General features: G+C 47.2%; 15 protein-coding genes and 1 tRNA gene. 4 read left to right on the plus strand and 12 right to left on the minus strand.

The genetic code is table 11. The features are described from left to right. Nucleotides 1-137: 137 nt before the first annotated feature. Complete coding sequence (locus ACYVIC_RS03235) at nt 138-1,268, minus strand: peptidase C39 family protein (protein ID WP_460857233.1); 1,131 nt, start codon at nt 1,266-1,268, stop codon at nt 138-140. 164 nt (nt 1,269-1,432) lie between these two features. Between ACYVIC_RS03235 and ACYVIC_RS03240 the strand changes: the two genes are divergently transcribed. Further along, nucleotides 1,433-2,899, plus strand: coding sequence for a RimK family protein (locus tag ACYVIC_RS03240; protein WP_460857234.1), 1,467 nt, complete (start codon nt 1,433-1,435; stop codon nt 2,897-2,899). 80 nt (nt 2,900-2,979) lie between these two features. Here the strand turns inward: ACYVIC_RS03240 and ACYVIC_RS03245 are convergent. From ACYVIC_RS03245 to ACYVIC_RS03265, 5 genes are all read right to left on the minus strand, one after another. After that, nucleotides 2,980-3,065: transfer RNA gene (locus ACYVIC_RS03245), tRNA-Leu, on the minus strand. 122 nt (nt 3,066-3,187) lie between these two features. Beyond that, complete coding sequence (locus ACYVIC_RS03250; RefSeq protein ID WP_460857236.1) at nt 3,188-4,138, minus strand: isopenicillin N synthase family dioxygenase; 951 nt, start codon at nt 4,136-4,138, stop codon at nt 3,188-3,190. Between the two features lie 16 nt (nt 4,139-4,154). Continuing rightward, complete coding sequence (locus tag ACYVIC_RS03255; RefSeq protein ID WP_460857238.1) at nt 4,155-5,363, minus strand: NupC/NupG family nucleoside CNT transporter; 1,209 nt, start codon at nt 5,361-5,363, stop codon at nt 4,155-4,157. A 20-nt stretch (nt 5,364-5,383) separates the two neighbouring features. Next, entirely contained in the window at nt 5,384-6,016 is a 633-nt protein-coding gene (udk, locus tag ACYVIC_RS03260) for a uridine kinase (protein ID WP_460857240.1), read from the minus strand. 113 nt (nt 6,017-6,129) lie between these two features. Further along, nucleotides 6,130-9,267 (minus strand): TonB-dependent receptor, encoded by a 3,138-nt coding sequence (locus ACYVIC_RS03265; protein WP_460857242.1) that lies wholly within the window; start codon nt 9,265-9,267, stop codon nt 6,130-6,132. 315 nt (nt 9,268-9,582) lie between these two features. On the opposite strand from ACYVIC_RS03265, the gene ACYVIC_RS03270 reads away from it, so the two are divergent. Next, complete coding sequence (locus ACYVIC_RS03270; RefSeq protein WP_460857244.1) at nt 9,583-10,770, plus strand: endonuclease/exonuclease/phosphatase family protein; 1,188 nt, start codon at nt 9,583-9,585, stop codon at nt 10,768-10,770. A gap of 25 nt (nt 10,771-10,795) precedes the next feature. On the opposite strand, the gene rlmM is transcribed toward ACYVIC_RS03270, so the two are convergent. The 6 genes from rlmM to mutY all read right to left on the minus strand — a co-directional run bounded on the left by rlmM (nt 10,796) and on the right by mutY (nt 15,232). After that, complete coding sequence (rlmM, locus tag ACYVIC_RS03275; RefSeq protein WP_460857246.1) at nt 10,796-11,878, minus strand: 23S rRNA (cytidine(2498)-2'-O)-methyltransferase RlmM; 1,083 nt, start codon at nt 11,876-11,878, stop codon at nt 10,796-10,798. Nucleotide 11,879: 1 nt separating this feature from the next. Beyond that, nucleotides 11,880-12,254 (minus strand): DUF423 domain-containing protein, encoded by a 375-nt coding sequence (locus ACYVIC_RS03280; protein WP_460857248.1) that lies wholly within the window; start codon nt 12,252-12,254, stop codon nt 11,880-11,882. After that, nucleotides 12,229-12,867 carry an alpha/beta family hydrolase gene (locus ACYVIC_RS03285; protein ID WP_460857250.1) on the minus strand — a complete coding sequence of 213 codons (639 nt, stop codon included), beginning with the start codon at nt 12,865-12,867 and terminating at the stop codon, nt 12,229-12,231. Before ACYVIC_RS03285 ends, ACYVIC_RS03280 begins: the two co-directional genes overlap by 26 nt. Further along, nucleotides 12,848-13,783, minus strand: a complete 936-nt coding sequence (locus ACYVIC_RS03290) for a transcriptional regulator GcvA (RefSeq protein ID WP_460857252.1) — start codon at nt 13,781-13,783, stop codon at nt 12,848-12,850. The genes ACYVIC_RS03285 and ACYVIC_RS03290 overlap by 20 nt, the downstream gene beginning before the upstream one ends. Nucleotides 13,784-13,877: 94 nt before the next feature. After that, nucleotides 13,878-14,150: an oxidative damage protection protein gene (locus tag ACYVIC_RS03295; protein WP_460857254.1), complete on the minus strand. Its 273-nt coding sequence runs from the start codon at nt 14,148-14,150 to the stop codon at nt 13,878-13,880. Continuing rightward, nucleotides 14,147-15,232 (minus strand): A/G-specific adenine glycosylase, encoded by a 1,086-nt coding sequence (gene mutY / locus ACYVIC_RS03300; RefSeq protein ID WP_460857255.1) that lies wholly within the window; start codon nt 15,230-15,232, stop codon nt 14,147-14,149. The genes ACYVIC_RS03295 and mutY overlap by 4 nt, the downstream gene beginning before the upstream one ends. 129 nt (nt 15,233-15,361) lie before the next feature. On the opposite strand from mutY, the gene trmB reads away from it, so the two are divergent. Together trmB and ACYVIC_RS03310 are read left to right on the plus strand one after the other, a co-directional pair. Then, a complete protein-coding gene (gene trmB / locus ACYVIC_RS03305) occupies nt 15,362-16,087 on the plus strand; it encodes a tRNA (guanosine(46)-N7)-methyltransferase TrmB (protein ID WP_460857257.1) in 726 nt (241 codons plus the stop codon). After that, on the plus strand, nt 16,088-17,098 hold the full coding sequence (locus tag ACYVIC_RS03310; RefSeq protein ID WP_460857258.1) for a methyltransferase: 1,011 nt from the start codon (nt 16,088-16,090) through the stop codon (nt 17,096-17,098). Nucleotides 17,099-17,108 lie beyond the last annotated feature (10 nt).

Raw genomic sequence — 17,108 nt, forward strand, 5'->3', positions numbered from 1 at the left:
AACCGCAGCACCCCGTGGCATGGCGCGCATTATAGGGCGTTTTTAAACTGGCGCAAGCGGTTATTTGCGAAAAATGACAATCTCAATATCGTTCGCCGATTAATTGCACAAAACGCTATGAAAGCAGACAAAAAACGCTACTTTTTAGCCGCTCTGATTACAACAGCAGCCTTAAGCCGGTTTTTACCGTAACTGAAAGCTTTGATAAACACGCTGTGCTCTACCGGAATATATTGCCGCTCGGCAGTAGACAGCCAGGGGATATCTTCAGTGTCGGGATCATTAATATAGACAAAGTGCTCATTCACTGCACATACCACCACCCAATGTGGTGCTTTGCTTCTATCAAACTGCCAAGTGCTTATTAACACCAACAGCAGAGCAGCTTCCTGCAACAACTGTTTGATCTTGCTGATACCAAGCTCGCTAAGATGTATAGGTATAGCACTTTGTTCAACCTTTTGCCGGTATGAATCATGCACGCGCTGCAAAATTGTTTTTTTTACTTCGCTGCGCACGGTATCGGTAAACAAGGGCCCCTCTTTGTTTAAATAAATCTCTACATCAAAACCTCTGTTATAAGCAGCCAATGCCAAGCCTCTTGGCCCACAACAGCCATGGCCAGAGGTCATAAAGATGGTAGTTGCCTCGCGCCAGATATCTATTTCCAATGATAGCGGGTCATATTTTCCTGGCTCAAAGTAATTAAACGCCATCAACAGGCAAGCAGGCCCGCAGGTAAAAGGCGTGGTTTGCGCTATATAAGGTACTTGGCGACTTACTGACTCAGTATCAAACTGAATAATCTGCTTTTGCATGCAGATGGCATCAGAGTGATCCTCGTAGAAATCGTGCTTAACGGCAAACTCCTGGTAGTTCAGTTTTTGATATAAGTGAATAGCAGCAGCATTGTCATAGCGAACTTCCAGGCGCAGCAACACGCAACGTCGTTCTGCTGCAATTTGCTCAGCATTGTGCATAAGAAATTCAGCTATACCTTGTTTACGACAATCCGGGTCTACCGCCAGAGAATACAGACGGGCTAAACTGGTTCCTCTCCTATATATAAGAAGAAAGTATCCAACCACCTGCCCTGCGCGCTCGACCAACAGCAGATCGCTACGCTTTTCTGTGATAAAACGCTTAAAGCTACGCAAACTAATGCGATCAGCAGTAAAACATTTTTGCTCCAACGCTACTAAGTTAGCAGCATCGGACAAAATGGCATTTCTAATACACAACATAGCCGCAGCTGCGGTTGATACCATAACTACACTCACTATTGCCTTTGGCTGGTTTTTAACTAAGTTTAGGATAACAAGAGCTAAACAAATGAAAAGCCAACAAGAAATTTAACTGTTGTGGTAAAGATTTCTTCGCTTTCTTTTTTGATCACACCACGACATGCTTCAACAAACTTACAGGAGTGGCGATGGCCAAGCTAATAATCGTCGTCGACAAAGCACAGGATTGGGCACCTTTTCACCAATACGATGGCGTAATGACATTACCCGCCTATTTAAAATGGTCAGCGAAAAACAAACAGCGTACCCGCGTGATCAACTTATGCCGTCAAGCACAATATTTGGGCAGCGGCTACTATTGTTCCCTGCTGGCAGAGGCTCGCGGCCACAACGTGGTACCTTCGGTAAGAGCATTTAATAAATTTAACCGCCATGAAATCGCCGACATCGCCGAAGACATTCCAGGCAGCATTCTTAGCCAGCTAAACAAAGCGCTTATAGATGAGACTAGCACACAGCTGGTTTTTAACATTTACTTTGGTGAAACCGAACACAAGGCACTAAAAAAAGTGTCCGGTTATCTGTTTGACGCCTTTTCCGTACCTATACTACGCGTTGAGCTGCAAAAAAGAGCAAACTGGCAAGTTAAGACATTAAAAATTGGCAGCGTGCATAAACTGAATGACCAAGAACAAAGCTTGTTTGGTAATACATTAGAGCGCTACAGCCACAAGATTTGGCGGGTTGAGCCGACTAATCGTAAATACAAATATGATCTGGCAGTATTGGTTGATCCGAAAGAGAAATTCCCGCCCTGTACACCTAAATCTCTTGAGCTGTTTAGTAAAGCAGCAAAAAGAGCCGCAATGGACACCGAGCAAATTGCCGCCAAAGATATTCACCGGTTAGCAGAATTCGATGGTTTGTTTATTCGCGAGACCACAGGTGTAAACCATCACACCTTTCATATGGCACTAAAAGCCGAGCGCGAGGGCTTAGCAGTAATTGACGATCCTAACTCGATATTACGCTGTGGCAATAAGGTGTATCTGCAAACCTTATTCGAACAACATAAAGTACCTATGCCCGACGGCATTATGCTGTTTAAGCAAGATGAAGATAACTTAGAGCGCGCCGCCGACACTCTGGGGTTGCCCTTGGTGTTGAAAATTCCGGATGGTAGCTTTTCCCGTGGCGTGGTGAAAGTAAAAACGCTGACCGAGCTGCGCTCACAACTTGACGCCCTGTTTGAGCAAAGCGCTATTATTCTGGCGCAGCGCTACACCTTTACCGAATACGACTGGCGTATTGGTGTGTTAAACGGTATGGCCATTTTTGCCTGTAAGTACTTTATGGCGCGCAACCACTGGCAAATTTATAAACACGGCAAAGCCAAAACAGAAAGCGGTGGCTTTAGCACCTGCGCTATTACTGAAGTGCCGGCGCATGTACTGGATGCCGCTATTCGCGCCTGCGCCCCTATCGGCGATAGTTTATACGGCGTAGATATAAAACAAGACGGCGATAAAGTTTACGTTATCGAAGTAAACGACAATCCGAACATCGATGATGGTGTAGAAGATTTATACTTGGGTAATAAACTGTATGACATGCTGGTGGAAGATTTTATCCGCCGCATAGAACTAAAAAGATAGAATCTACAGCCGAAGGCTGGTCCCGAAGGGATGCCTGCAGGGATTGCAGGCACAAAAAAACCGGCCTTAGCCGGTTGATTTGGTGCAGATGGAGAGACTCGAACTCTCACGCCTTGTGGGCACAAACACCTGAAGCTTGCGTGTCTACCAATTCCACCACATCTGCGCTATGTTTACGCTACCGCGTTAACATGGCGTGCAGTATAGCGACTTTATAAAAGCAGTCAACTATGAAACTGCACATTTTGTATCGTTTTGCACCGTTCGGATAAATACTAAGCAAGATGCTTAGTATTTGCTCTTTTTCAGTAAACCAATCTCCTCTAAACGCTGCATTAAGTAGTCGTTAGAGTTAATCGGCTCAGGGTAACGATTGGGCCTTTCAGCACTGATACAGCTATCCAGAGTTTTTATTACGTAATCCGGGTTCGGGTGCATAAAAAACGGAATAGAATAACGCGGCTCACCTGCGGCTGCACCTGCCGGGTTCACCACCCGATGCGTGGTGGATGGCAATACATGGTTGGTCAAGCGCTGCAACATATCCCCAATGTTCACCACTATGGTGCCTTCAATGGTGGTTACCGGCAGCCAGCTGCCATCGCGGCGCAGAATTTCCAGCCCGGCTTCATTAGACCCTACCAGCAAAGTAATAAGGTTAATATCTTCATGCTGGCCGGCGCGGATAGACTGCGTACTGGTATCTTTAATCGGCGGATAATGGATCGGCCGCAAAATGGAGTTGCCGTAATTTACTTTATCGGCAAAGTAGCTTTGCTGTTGGCCTAAAAACAACGCCAGCGCTTCTAATACCGTATTGCCAAGCTTTTCCAACTCGCTATACAGCGCGTAAGTAGCTTGCTTAAAACCTTCTACCTCAGTCGGCCATACGTTAGGGTATAAACTCGGATGCGGCGCAGGACCATCCAGCTCACGACCAACATGCCAGAATTCTTTTAAATCCGGATGATTAGAGTCTTTGGCTTTTTCGACGCCAACCGCAGTATAACCGCGCGCGCCGCCCTGCCCCGGCTTATGGTATTTGGCTTTAACCTCATTGGGTAAAGCAAAAAACTGCTTAATTGCTGTGTAAGTATTTGCTACCACTTCATCCGGAATACCGTGGCCACTAATGCCGCAGAATCCAAACTCAGTGTAGGCCTTGCCAATTTCGGCAACAAAGTTATCTTTGTCGGTGGCAAACCGTCTTATATCTAACGTTGGAACTTGCTGTGTCATATAAAAGACCTGTTTTTTAGCCTAAAGAAAAAAAGAACCCTGCAATAGCAGCGCTCATTAAGTTGGCCAATGTTGCTGCTAGCAAGGCTTTTAAACCCAGCTCTGCAATATCAGCCCGGCGACCAGGAGCCATACCGCCCAAGCCGCCCAATAAAATAGCAATGGAAGAAAAGTTAGCAAAACCACACAGGGCGATAGTCACTATCACCTGAGTATGAGCGCTTAACTGCTCTTTCACTTGCACAAAGTCGAGGTATGCGACAAATTCATTAATTACCAACTTTTGGCCGATAAAACTGCCGGCAAGCCGCGCTTCATCCCAGGATACGCCAAGGATAAATGCCAGTGGCTGGAACACATAACCAAAAATTAGCTGCAGCGTTAAGTCATCTTTGCCAAACCAGCCGCCAATGCCGCCGACAATGCCATTAACCAGCGCGATTAAACCGACAAAGGCTAACAGCATAGCGCCAACATTCAGCGCCAGTTGCATGCCACTGGAAGCACCAGCTGCGGCGGCGTCGATCACATTAGTGTGCGGCTTATCAGCACTTATCTCAGTTAGCTCGTTTTTAGGCTGCTCAGTTTCCGGCAAAATTAACTTTGCCATTAAAAAACCGCCAGGCGCCGCCATAAAGCTGGCGGCAATAAGATACTTTAGCTCAATACCTAAACCGGCATAGCCAGCCAGTACCGAGCCGGCAACAGAGGCTAAACCTCCTACCATAACGGCAAACAGCTCAGAACGCGTCATAGTCGGAATAAAAGGCCGAACTATTAACGGTGCTTCGGTTTGGCCAACAAAGATATTTGCCGCCGCCGACATCGACTCCGGCCGGCTGGTGCCCAGCAGCTTTTGTAAGCCACCGCCAATAATACGGATAACCCAGGTCATAATGCCAACGTGATACAACACAGCTATCAATGACGAGAAGAAGATAATAATGGTAAGTACATGAATAGCGAAAATAAAGCCTTGCGAGAACCGGCCTAAATCCCCAAACAAAAATTGGATACCGGCGTTAGCATAGCCAATCACATTGGCCACCACCTGCGAAATGCTGTATAGCACGTCCTGACCAAAAGGCACGTACAATACAAATGCACCTATCGCCAATTGGATACTGAACGCACCGCCAACGGTGCGCCAGTTGATACGGCTGCGATTGGCAGACGCCACATACGCAACCAGTAACAGGGCGAAAATGCCCACTAATCCCATCATATGTTATTCCCTGATTATTATTATTCTGCCAGCAACTGGCGAATTTTTGCTTTTATAATGTCAATTGCAATCTGATTTTTACCACCGCGGGTCACCACCAAATCGGCATATTGCTTGGAAGGGGCGATAAACTCAAAAAAAGCCGGTCGCACTGAGGTTTCATATTGCTCTGTTACCGAGCTTAAGCTGCGGCCCCGGTCCTCTAAATCCCGCTTAATACGCCGCAACAAGCAAACATCTAATGGCGTATCCATAAACACGGTTATATCAAACTGCTCACGCAACTGTTCATCAGTCAGCAGTAAAATGCCTTCTACCAATATCACTTTGGCCGGTTGCACTGTTATGGTTTCGTCAGTACGGGTATGGTTTTTATAACTGTACTGCGGCATTTGTATGGCTTTACCGCTACGCAGTGCCCGCAAATGCGCCGCCAGTAATTCATGCTCAAACGCTGCCGGGTGGTCGTAGTTAGTTAAGGTACGCTGCTCAAACGATAAATGGCTTTGGTCGCGGTAATAGGCATCTTCAGACAAAATAGCGATACGCTCACCGCCTAATTCAGCCACCAATTCCTGGTATACCGTTGAAGCAAATAGGCTTTTACCTGATGCTGAAGCACCGGCAATAGCTATGATAGTGTTTTTTCCCACGGAGTAATTCACTTTGGCAAAATTAGCCGGTAATTATCGCTAAAAAACACTGATTATGAAATAAAAAAATGCCCGCATAACGCGGGCATTTCAATGTTTAACGCAGAATCAGATTAGAACTTGTATTCAATACCTATCTTCATGCGCCACAGCGAAGGTGTCGCGCGACGACCTTGAGGGTCACGGTTGGTAAACTGATTGAACACATACTGCCCCTGCTGGTTAACTGTTGCCGCAACCACTGATGTAGTCTGTGGGAAGTTTGCTTCGTACAATACGCCCCAGTCATCATTCAGCAGGTTAGTCAGGTTATCAATAACAAAGAAAGCCTTAGCTTTATGACCTTGCATGAAGCCTGGTAACTCCTGGGTGATACGCAAGTCAACCTTGGTCCACCAATCGCTGTAGAACTCGTTACGATCTGCAATACCACCAGCGAATTTGCTTAAACCACTTTCATTAACCAGCTTGAAGAAACCTTCGGTATCAAATGGTGTGTAGTTACCACTTCTGTCAGTTACACCACCCCATACTACGTTTGGATCATCCATACCAGTTGGCACATAAAGTAATTGGCGACCAGCTGTAGTATCACCAGCAACGTTACCTTCAAAAGTATAGCTGTAAGGGCGGCCTTTGTTATGCGAACCTAACAAGCTGAATGTCGTAGCATAACCATCAAAAAACTCATGCTTATAGCTGGTGCGCAACGTAAAGCGATGTGGTGTTTCATAGTTTGATGTTGCCGGCCGTGGGTCATTAAAGTCGGTACGTGCATAGCTGCCGAAGTTAGAACCTGCTACCGAGCTGGTCATTGGGTTAGAGTCTTCAGCTTGGATATAAGCGTAAGCTAACTGCATTTTAACGCCAGAATCAAAATCCTTCGTTACCGAAGTACTGAAAGATAATGTTTTAGCATCACTTGAAGCATTAGTTAGCAGGAAGTCACCGCTACGCCCACCAGTGCGGCTATATACCGGCCGGCCGTCAAACAAAGTACCCACTTTACCCAGTGCTAAGTCTTTAACTATTGACTGGTTCTGCGCCACCGAGTACATCAAATCTGCCATCACTATATAGCCAGAATCAAAGCTATAAGTACCGCCGAATGCGTACTTCCACTCACTTGGTAACTTGAATGATGGGTCAACAGCATTTACACCGCTATCAGCAGAAGCATTTGCTACCTGATCAAAGTAAGTCTGAGGGATATCAAACAAAGGACGACCTGCACCACTTAAAGGCTGCTCGAACACATTGCCTGGCGCACGGTCTTCGATCTGTATTTGGGTAATGCCGTCGTTTTGATAGCCGTTAGCTAACCAAACATTAGGATTGCCGCCTGAATATAAACCAACGCCACCACGTAGTTCTAACTCGTCACTCACGTTCCAGTTAATGCCTAAACGCGGCTGAATCAAGCCTTCGCCGTCAAAAGTCGTGTCGTTAGCAAAACCGTAGCGATTTACGAAATTATCATTAACGCGCGGCTTGTCACTGCTGCTGTACCAGTCGTAGCGCAAACCAAAGGTGACTGTCATATCCATATCATAGATATAATATTCATCCTGTGCATAAAGTGTGTGGTTGGCGTAGCCAAAATCAGCTGCAGCATCAGCGGCTACGTTAGTACCTGCGCCACTACCATAATAAATACGAGCTGGCTGACCGGCTTCAAAGTCATCTATGTCATCAAAACGATATTCACCGATTGAGTGCTGCACAAACATGTTGAATACATTGTATTCTTCGAACTCGTAACCAGCATAAATTACATGGTCGCCCGTGCTATAAGTACCAGCTAATTTAAGGAAAGTAGTATCATATTTGAGTTTGTTAGACTGACGCGAGTCATCAACGCCTAAAAATACAGTAGCAGCACGACCGTTGTTAACGGTGATTTGCACTTCACCCATCCCGCCTGGGCCAATATTAGCCTGACGGTTATCCAGCTCTGAGTAACCAGCACGAACTTCAGTAGAGAAGTTATCCGTCCAGTCAGAGAAGAACTGGGCTACGTAAGACGTGAACTCAGCACCACGATCATAGTAGTGGTCAGAGAACTCATAAGACCCTGCAAAAGTATCTGACTCACGAACAGAACCACCATCATTATAGTTGTATGTCAGAGCAGCACGATGCATATCATTGATATACCAGTCTAACTTCAGCATTAACTTTTCATCTTCTACCGGTGAAGAGCCTATAGGCGCTCCAACCTGATAGCCGTAAACATCAGCCGCAATTTGTGCAATACGATCTAAGTCGGCCTGATTTAAGCCGGCTACTGGCGTACCAGCATTGCTATCTTGCGGGCCGCGGGTAAAAGTATCAGCACCTTCGTATTTTTCGTAGGCAGCAAACCAGAACAATTTATCTGCAACTAAAGCTCCGCCCACATTCAAACCGTAGTTTTTTACGGTAAAGTCATCATTAGTCAGCTTAGTGCCTTCTAACTTGTCGCCGAGCATATCCTGGTTAGTATAATCAATGAAAACTGAACCTTTAACTTCGTTTGTACCAGATTTAGTTACAGCGTTGATGTTACAGGCAGTGAAACCACCGTACTTAACGTCAAACGGAGCGAACTCAACTGAAACCTGCTCCAATGCATCATACGAGAACGGCATACGCTCAGTCGGATAACCATTGTTATTTAAACCAAAGTTATCGTTCATTTTCACGCCGTCAACTGTCAGGCTGTTAAAGCGCGGGCTAGCGCCGTTACACTGAATACCACGCGAGAAACCAGCGTCAATATAAATACGCGGGTCTGCAGCAACAACGTCTGACAAATCACGGTTAATGGATGGAATGGTTTGTAAATCAGTCAAACTAAAGTTAGCTACCGGGCTTTTGCTGCCATAAGAAGAATTACTGATTGATGAACCAGTTACGGCTATACGCTCAATACCAGGCTGCTGAATGACCACGTTCAGATTTTGCGTATCACCTAACGTTAGAAAAACGTTGTCTATAGTCTCCGTGCGGCCTTCAGGACCTACCACCGTTAACAAATATGGACCACCGACTTGCAAACCGCGCGCAGAAAACGTACCAGTTTCATTAGTAGTTAATGTTCTTGTTGTACCGTTACGTTTATCTGTTATTTTTACAGTCGCATTTGTAACTGTGGTACCAGCTTCAGTGGTAACAACACCGCGCACAGCGGATGAGGTTTCTTGCGCCAAAGCAATATTGCTGACACCTAAGGCGAGCGTAACCGCAAGAGCTAGACTTTTAATTTTCATATCGTTTTTCACCTGGTAGTTGTAGGTATTTATCTAAATCCATTTGAATACAAAAGCTGCGTTCAATTTGGGTGATAATGGTAACTAAACCATATTACATTTTTCTTACGCCGATCCAAATAATGGGAACTTTTTATTCCTCTTGTTGTCGTAGGCGATTGCCACACAAGTGTAACATAGCTGGTCTGAGTTGCGCACTATGTAGCTGAATTTTGCTCATAAAATGGCACTTTATGAATTTTCATCTACACACTGGCTTTTCACAAGGCTTTGCCTTTATGCTAGGCGCCGGTTTAACACGTACCCACAGGTCTAATGAAAAAATTATCTGCTATCACCATACTTAGCGCCTTATTTAGCATTGGAGGTTCGCCTGTCATGCATGCCAAAGAAGTCACTTTTGCTACCTTTAATGTCAGCATGGAAGCGCAAAATTATTTGCCTTCAGGTGAACCTGGTGATGGCACTGTGCTGGCGTCGCTACTGCAAAATGGCGAACAGCCTCAAATTAAAAACATCGCTCATATTATCCAGTTGGTGCGCCCGGATGTGCTGCTGTTAAATGAATTTGATTATATTGCCGATGCCGATAATGGCATTACGGCTTTTATTAATAACTATCTGAAGCAGCCTCAAGGCTCTGCTGCTGCAATTGACTACCCATACTTCTATTACAGTACGGTAAATACCGGCCAGCCCAGCCCTTATGATCTGGATAACGACGGCAAAGCAACAGGCGTTGGAGCTGATGCCTGGGGTTATGGTTTTTACCCGGGCCAATACGGCATGGTACTGCTATCTAAATACCCGATAGACACCGCCAATGTACGCACCTTTGGGCAATTTAAATGGCAAGATATGCCAGGCTACATACCAACGAAAAAAGCCGATGGCGGCCCATGGTACAGCCCGGATGCCTGGGCAGAGTTTCCGCTATCGTCAAAAAGCCACTGGGACATTCCACTGAATATCAATGGAAAAACGATACACATACTGGCCAGCCACCCGACACCACCGGTGTTTGATGGCGCAGAAAACCGTAACGGCATCCGTAACCATGATGAAATCCGTTTGTGGGTAGATTATTTAACGCCGCAAAACGCCGGCTATATCTATGATTACAACGGCAATAAAGGTGGTTTAGCTGCCGATGCAAGCTTTGTATTGCTGGGCGATTTAAATGCTTCTGCCGATGGCGAAGGCGATGCATTAAATGCTGCTATCAGTGCCCTTTACAACCATCCACGCATTAACAATGGCATGCCGCCACAAAGTAAAGGCGCTGCTGAAAATGCACCAGGCAACCCAAAAGCCGCCTTTCATACCGCCGGTTGGCGCATGCGGGCAGATTACGTACTGCCATCTAAAGCAGGTTTTGTAATAAAAGACAGTGGCGTATTTTGGCCGGAAAAAGCCAGCCCGTTGTATCCGTTGGTAGGGTCGCGAGGCGCCAGCTCAGATCATCGTTTGGTATGGGTTAAGCTTGAACTCAGCGCTGAATAGTCAGCACTGAGTCATCAGACAAGTTTCAGAACTTCAGTACCAGGTTTTGCACATGTACCGTAACTTCTTCACGGTCATGGTATAGGTGCTTAACTTGTAAGCGGAATTTAATATCGGCATCTACCAGACGCTGCTCAAGCTGCGCCAATATCTCGGTTACCGTTTCATAGCGTTTTTTCATTGGCAGTTTTAAATTGAATATCGTTTCCTGACACCAGCCGTTAATCAGCCAATCGCCCATTCGCTCTGCCACCCGCTGCGGCTGTTCAATCATATCGCAGACAACCCAATACACATTTTTCTTTTGCGGTTCAAACTTAAACCCATCAACCGTTAAATGCTTAACCTGGCCGGTTTCCAGCAACGACTCTGCCATAGGGCCGTTGTCGATAGCGGTAACCATCATGCTGCGCTTGACCAGTTGATAAGTCCAGCCGCCTGGGCTGGCGCCCAAATCAACCGCATTTAAACCACCGCCCAAACGTTTGTCCCATTCCTGTTTTGGAATAAACTGCAAAAAAGCTTCTTCGAGCTTTAAGGTACTGCGACTTGGTGCCTCGTTAGGAAATTTAAGCCGCATAATGCCGTTTTCCAGCGAGCTGTTATTCTCCGGATAGGACAAACCAATATAACCCTGCTGGCCGGTTAATAAAAACACATGCAGCACCGGTGCGCGTTTTTGCTCTTTCGCCAGCATTACGCCAGCCTGACGCAGTGTCTGGCGCAGCGGTACTGTTAGTTTGCGCGCCAGCGTAGACAATGTTTTGCCGTCGTTAGTTTCCGGATACTCTACTCTTAGTTCGCCACAGCCAGTCAATTCAGCTGCAACTAACGCGTCGAGTACCGGCGCGATACGATCAGCAGGCGGCAGCTCAAGCAATTCTGCCTGTAGCAAACACCACTGACGGATAAAAATAAACTGCTCAAACGGATAATCTCGGTAAAACTGCGCCAAACTATCGGCATCGTAGGCTTCAAAAATGACAAAAGCACTGTTGGCGCTGAGCTTACAAAAGCCAAACACATCATACTGGCCGGCCTTATCTTGAATTTCTGCCGCACATTCTTTTTCAAAACCGGCGCGACAGTATAGTAATAGTTGTTTCATGTTAACTCCGCCGCCAGGCGCTTATTGCAAGCAACAGCCAGGCAGCTATAAGGAGCTGGCCACCTATTGGCGCCAACTGTGAATAATAAAACGGCAAGGCAAATACGCCCGCCAGTATAGTCCAGACAAAACACCACAGCCCCAGATGCCAGACAACAGCAACTAACTGTGTCAATTTTGCCCCGCTGTGTTGCCGGCCCAGCGCCAACAGCGCCAGACAATGAAATGCCAGCATGCCCAAAGCGCTCAATACGCGGGCCAAAGCCTCTGCACTTAACTGCCCCTGCCACAAATGCATCACTAGCGCGCTTAAGCCGACTACGGCAGCGCCATACAAAGCGGTTACGCTGTTACTGCTTTGCCAAAAGTACTTCATCAATTTTCCTGCTACAAAATTGTGCCGCCTGCGCTATCAATTTTTGCTGTGTCAGGCCGCTTTTAACTCTGGGTTTAAAATCATGATCGCCATCTGTCAGCCAGTGCAATGACACTTTGGGCCATTGCATGGATGCCAGTTCAGTTTTAGTGCCAAAAGCATCCCGCTCCCCCTGCGCAATAAACAACGGGCAAGCCAAAGCGGCAAAATGCTCAGTACGCCAACTGTGCTTTTTCGGCGGGTGAAACGGATAACCAAAAGCAAATACCGCCTGCACGCCAGGCTGAGCACTCAAAAAACTAGCGACCCGCCCGCCCATAGACTTACCGCCGACAAATAAAGCTAAATCAGCCGGGCATTTGCCGAGCTGTTGCATAAACTCTTGCTGCAACAGCGGCATTTTCGCCGGTAAGCTACGCTTGCCGGTATCAATAAAACGCTGCATGTAAGCAAAGTCAAAGCGCCATACTTCTATATTGTGCGCAGCCAACTGCCGCGCCAATTGCTGCAGAAACTCACTCTGTGCACCGGCACCGGCGCCATGCGCCAGCAGCAAGCGGGCTTTGGGCTCGCGGGTGTGATCAATAATTACGTCAGTCAAGCGCCACCGCATTGGTAAACTGCTGCTCGGCAAAAGCAGCTTGCTCAGCTTCTACCATCGACACCATCCACTGGCGGAAGGCGGTTATTTTACCCAGTTCAGTTTGGCTTTCACGACAGACTAAATAATAGGCATCTTTTGAAATCAACACATGATTAAACGGCACTATTAAACGGCCGGAGTTAATATCCGGCCGCGCCAGCACGTTGTGCGCCAGTGCCACGCCCTGGCCATGAATGGCAGCTTGCAACACCATAGAAGAGTGGCTGAATATCGGCCCCTGATTCACATTGAAATGTTTAAAGTTTTGCGTGGTAAACCATGCCTTCCATGCCCGGCGAGAGCCATCATGCAATAAATTATGGTATTGCAGATCGGTTGGCTCCTGCAGCGGCTTAGTGCTGTTTAATAACAGCGGCGAACATACCGGCAATAAATACTCCGTGTGTAGCTTATCAGCGTGCAAATTGCGCCAACTGCCGCGGCCATAGTAAATGGCGACGTCGACATCGTCAGTTAACGAGCCTTCGTCTAAATCAACTGCCTTGATACGCACATCAATATCCGGGTGTTGCTCACTAAACTGATTTAGCCGGGGTACTAGCCACTGAATAGCAAAACTCGGCTGCAGGCTTACTGTTAACGAACCTTTGGCGCCGCGAGCCAGCAGCTTTTCGGTCGATTCATGCAGCTGCAGGAATATTTCTTTAATATCCAGAAAATAGCTTTGCCCCTCTTCGGTAAGCAACAAAGAGCGGTTTTTGCGCATAAACAGTTTCAGGCCCAGATGATCTTCCAGCGCTTTAATCTGATGGCTGATAGCAGCCTGAGTAACGTACATTTCTTCTGCTGCCTTGGTAAAACTCAAATGCCGGGCGGCAGTTTCAAAGGCTTTTAAAGCATTTAGCGGAGGCAGGCGACGCGCCATAATATCTCTTAGATGAATAAATCAGTGATTAAATTTTCTAATCCGAATTATAGCGCCGCTGTCGCCACGACGCCAGCAAAGAGCTAAGCTAAGTTTACTTCTCTACCGGCTTGTAACCCTCGATTTCAACGTCTTCACCTTTAAACAGGAAGGCTTCCATTTGCGTTTCCAAAAACTGACGATGCTCAGTATTCATCATGTTCAGCTTTTTTTCATTAATCAGCATAATCTGTTTTGCCTGCCACAGGGCAAAGGCTTCTTTGCTAATACTGTTAAAAATCTTCTTGCCTAAATCGCCTGGATACAGCTGAAAATCCAGCCCCGGGGCTTCTTTTTTAAGGTATTCGCAAAATACGCTACGGCTCATAATTGTTTATCCTTGTTACCCGTGCTTGCAGCTAATAACTGCTGAAACAGTTGTTTTGCCGGTGCCGACAAACCAACCTGTGGAATGCGCTCTATTGTAAACCAAGTCGCCCCTGATTGCTCCTGTACTATATCAGGCTTGCATTTAAGCTTTAGCAATTGTGGTTGGATCCATAAATGAAAATGGCTAAAAGTATGCCGAAAGCCTGTCAGCTCTTCGCTGCTTGTGGTCTGCAAGGCATTTAGCGTGACATACTGATCGCGCTCAGCTGCTGAGGCAAACTCGATAAAACCAAACAGCCCGCCCCACAGCCCCGATGCCGGGCGCTGTGCCAACAACACTTGTGTGTCATGCTGCAACAACAGCCAGAAACTCTGCTTTTCCGGCAGAGCTTTTTTCGCTCTTTTGCCAGGATACAACGTCTGATCACCAGCTAATGCAGCCTGGCATTTTAGTTTCAGTGGGCACTCTACGCAGCGCGGTTTACTGCGGCTGCAAAGTGTTGCCCCCAGGTCCATCATTGCCTGGTTAAATTCCCCTACGCTGCCTTTTGGCGTTAACTGCTCTGCCAGTTGCCATAACTGTTGCTCGGTTTTCTTTTCACCGGGCCAACCGGATACAGCAGCAAAGCGCGCCAGTACCCTTTTGCAGTTTCCATCTAAAATCGGATAATGCTGCCCCAAGGCCAAAGACAACACCGCACCGGCAGTCGAACGCCCTATGCCGGGCAGCGCCAGCACCTGGTCAAACTGTGTCGGAAAGACGCCGTTATACTGCGCCGCTATAGTTTGCGCAGCTTTATGTAAATTACGCGCCCTGGCGTAATAGCCAAGCCCGGTCCATAAATGCAGCACCTCATCCAGCGGCGCTGCGGCCAGCGCATTAATATCTCTAAAGCGTTCTGTAAAGCGCTCAAAGTAAGGAATAACAGTAGCAACCTGGGTTTGCTGCAGCATCACTTCACTGAGCCAGGTTTTATACGGGCTTTTATTCAACTGCCAGGGTAGTGTTTTGCGCCCGTGTTGCTGATACCAGCTAACCAACTGATTTGAAAACCAAACTGCGTCCTCTTGCGGCAACATAGCAGCCCCTGTATAAACATTTGCGCGCAGTATAAGCAGCACGCTTTAGCTTGCCAACCATAATCGCGGTTGAGCAAAGCAGCTAATACAAGGATAATACGCGCCGTTAACGATTATGCGGAGCAACAGATGACAGACACTACCGGCCACCAGCAAGATGATCAGGCTGAAAACACCACCTACATGCGCAGGATTCGCTCTTTTGTGCTGCGTGAAGGCCGACTGACCAAAGGCCAGCAACATGCACTTGATACTTACTGGGCCGATTACGGCTTAAGCTATCAGGCACAGCCGCTGCAATTAGCTGAGGTATTTGGCCGCGACAACCACAAGGTGCTGGAAATTGGCTTTGGTATGGGTAAATCGCTGGTGCAAATGGCAAAAGAAGCGCCGGAAAAAGATTTTATTGGCATTGAAGTACACCGGCCGGGTGTGGGCGCCTGCTTATCTGAAGCCATAGCACAGCAGGTTAAGAACTTAAAAGTATTTGAGCACGACGCCGTAGAAGTACTGGAGCACAGTATTGCCGACAATAGCCTGGACACCGTGCAGCTGTTTTTCCCCGACCCGTGGCATAAAAAGCGCCACCATAAGCGCCGCATAGTGCAGGGCGAATTTGTACAACTGCTCAGGCGTAAGCTAAAACCAGGTGGTGTGTTTCATATGGCTACCGACTGGCAAAACTACGCTGAACATATGCTCGAAGTGATGTCAGCTGCTGAGGGGTTCAGCAATTTATCTGCCGACAATACCTATGTCGAGCGGCCAGAGCAGCGGCCACTGACTAAATTCGAGCAGCGTGGCCAGCGTTTGGGCCATGGTGTTTGGGATCTGATGTTTAAAAAGGAAAGCTAAATGCTAGCAACAGCCAGTCAACTGGTATTACGTAACATCGACGATCTAACAGGCAAAGTACTGCTGGTTGAACCCTTAGCCGATAGTTTAGCCACTGAACTGCAACATTTGGCACCACAGCTTACACTGAGCTGTTACAGCACTGATGCAGCCGTAGCAGCCAGCTGGAGTCACGACAAGGTAACGCTGTACCGCGACGTTAGCCCGGCATTTAGCGACAGCTTTGACACCGTGGTGCTGTTTTACCCGAAAAGCAAAGAGCAGCTGGCCTTTACCCTGGCTCAACTTAAACCGGTGCTTAGCGCAACCACTGCAGTGTTTGTTACCGGCGACAATAAAGGCGGCATTAAGAGCCTGAGCAGCCATGCTCAAAAGCTTGGCTTAAATGCCAATAAATTGGACAACGCCAAGCACTGTTTATGGTTTGCCTTGCATGGTGATTTTCAGCAGTTGCCACAAGCTAAGGCAGTAAGTTTTGACATTACTGCTGCCGGTGAAACCTTAACACTGCATTCACTGCCGGGCGTATTTAACCACGGTAAGCTGGATATTGGCACCGCACTGTTGCTGGATAATCTACCGGATGTCAGCAAAGGCAAAGTACTCGACTTCGCCTGTGGTTGTGGTGTGGTCGGTGCTATGTTAAAACGCAAACAGCCTGGAATTGAGCTGTTTTGTTCTGATATCAGCCAGTTGGCAGTTAAGGCCACTGAACTGACTTTGGCTGCTAATGACTTAAGCGGTACCGTTATCGCCGCCGATGGCTTACCTGCACAGCCAAAACAGTTCGACTGTATTGTCAGCAACCCGCCGTTTCACACGGGCATAAAAACCGACTACAGTATTGTTGAGACTTTTATCCGCGACAGCGCTGCCCGCTTAACCAGCAATGGCAGTTTAACCATAGTCGCTAATAGCCATCTGGCTTACCTGGAATTACTCCAAAAGGTATTTAAAAAAGTCAGCATTATCGCCAAAGCTAACGGTTTTACCGTATATAAAGCGAGCTAACACAGCAAAG

This window comes from Rheinheimera gaetbuli, assembly GCF_054781935.1.

Excerpts from the sequence above, each read along its gene's own strand:
- ACYVIC_RS03235 (WP_460857233.1), bottom strand. The coding sequence starts at position 1,268 with ATGGTATCAACCGCAGCTGCGGCTATGTTGTGTATTAGAAATGCCATT.
- ACYVIC_RS03240 (WP_460857234.1), top strand. The coding sequence starts at position 1,433 with ATGGCCAAGCTAATAATCGTCGTCGACAAAGCACAGGATTGGGCACCT.
- ACYVIC_RS03250 (WP_460857236.1), bottom strand. The coding sequence starts at position 4,138 with ATGACACAGCAAGTTCCAACGTTAGATATAAGACGGTTTGCCACCGAC.
- ACYVIC_RS03255 (WP_460857238.1), bottom strand. The coding sequence starts at position 5,363 with ATGATGGGATTAGTGGGCATTTTCGCCCTGTTACTGGTTGCGTATGTG.
- ACYVIC_RS03265 (WP_460857242.1), bottom strand. The coding sequence starts at position 9,267 with ATGAAAATTAAAAGTCTAGCTCTTGCGGTTACGCTCGCCTTAGGTGTC.
- ACYVIC_RS03270 (WP_460857244.1), top strand. The coding sequence starts at position 9,583 with ATGAAAAAATTATCTGCTATCACCATACTTAGCGCCTTATTTAGCATT.
- rlmM (WP_460857246.1), bottom strand. The coding sequence starts at position 11,878 with ATGAAACAACTATTACTATACTGTCGCGCCGGTTTTGAAAAAGAATGT.
- ACYVIC_RS03280 (WP_460857248.1), bottom strand. The coding sequence starts at position 12,254 with ATGAAGTACTTTTGGCAAAGCAGTAACAGCGTAACCGCTTTGTATGGC.
- ACYVIC_RS03285 (WP_460857250.1), bottom strand. The coding sequence starts at position 12,867 with ATGCGGTGGCGCTTGACTGACGTAATTATTGATCACACCCGCGAGCCC.
- ACYVIC_RS03290 (WP_460857252.1), bottom strand. The coding sequence starts at position 13,783 with ATGGCGCGTCGCCTGCCTCCGCTAAATGCTTTAAAAGCCTTTGAAACT.
- ACYVIC_RS03295 (WP_460857254.1), bottom strand. The coding sequence starts at position 14,150 with ATGAGCCGTAGCGTATTTTGCGAATACCTTAAAAAAGAAGCCCCGGGG.
- mutY (WP_460857255.1), bottom strand. The coding sequence starts at position 15,232 with ATGTTGCCGCAAGAGGACGCAGTTTGGTTTTCAAATCAGTTGGTTAGC.
- trmB (WP_460857257.1), top strand. The coding sequence starts at position 15,362 with ATGACAGACACTACCGGCCACCAGCAAGATGATCAGGCTGAAAACACC.
- ACYVIC_RS03310 (WP_460857258.1), top strand. The coding sequence starts at position 16,088 with ATGCTAGCAACAGCCAGTCAACTGGTATTACGTAACATCGACGATCTA.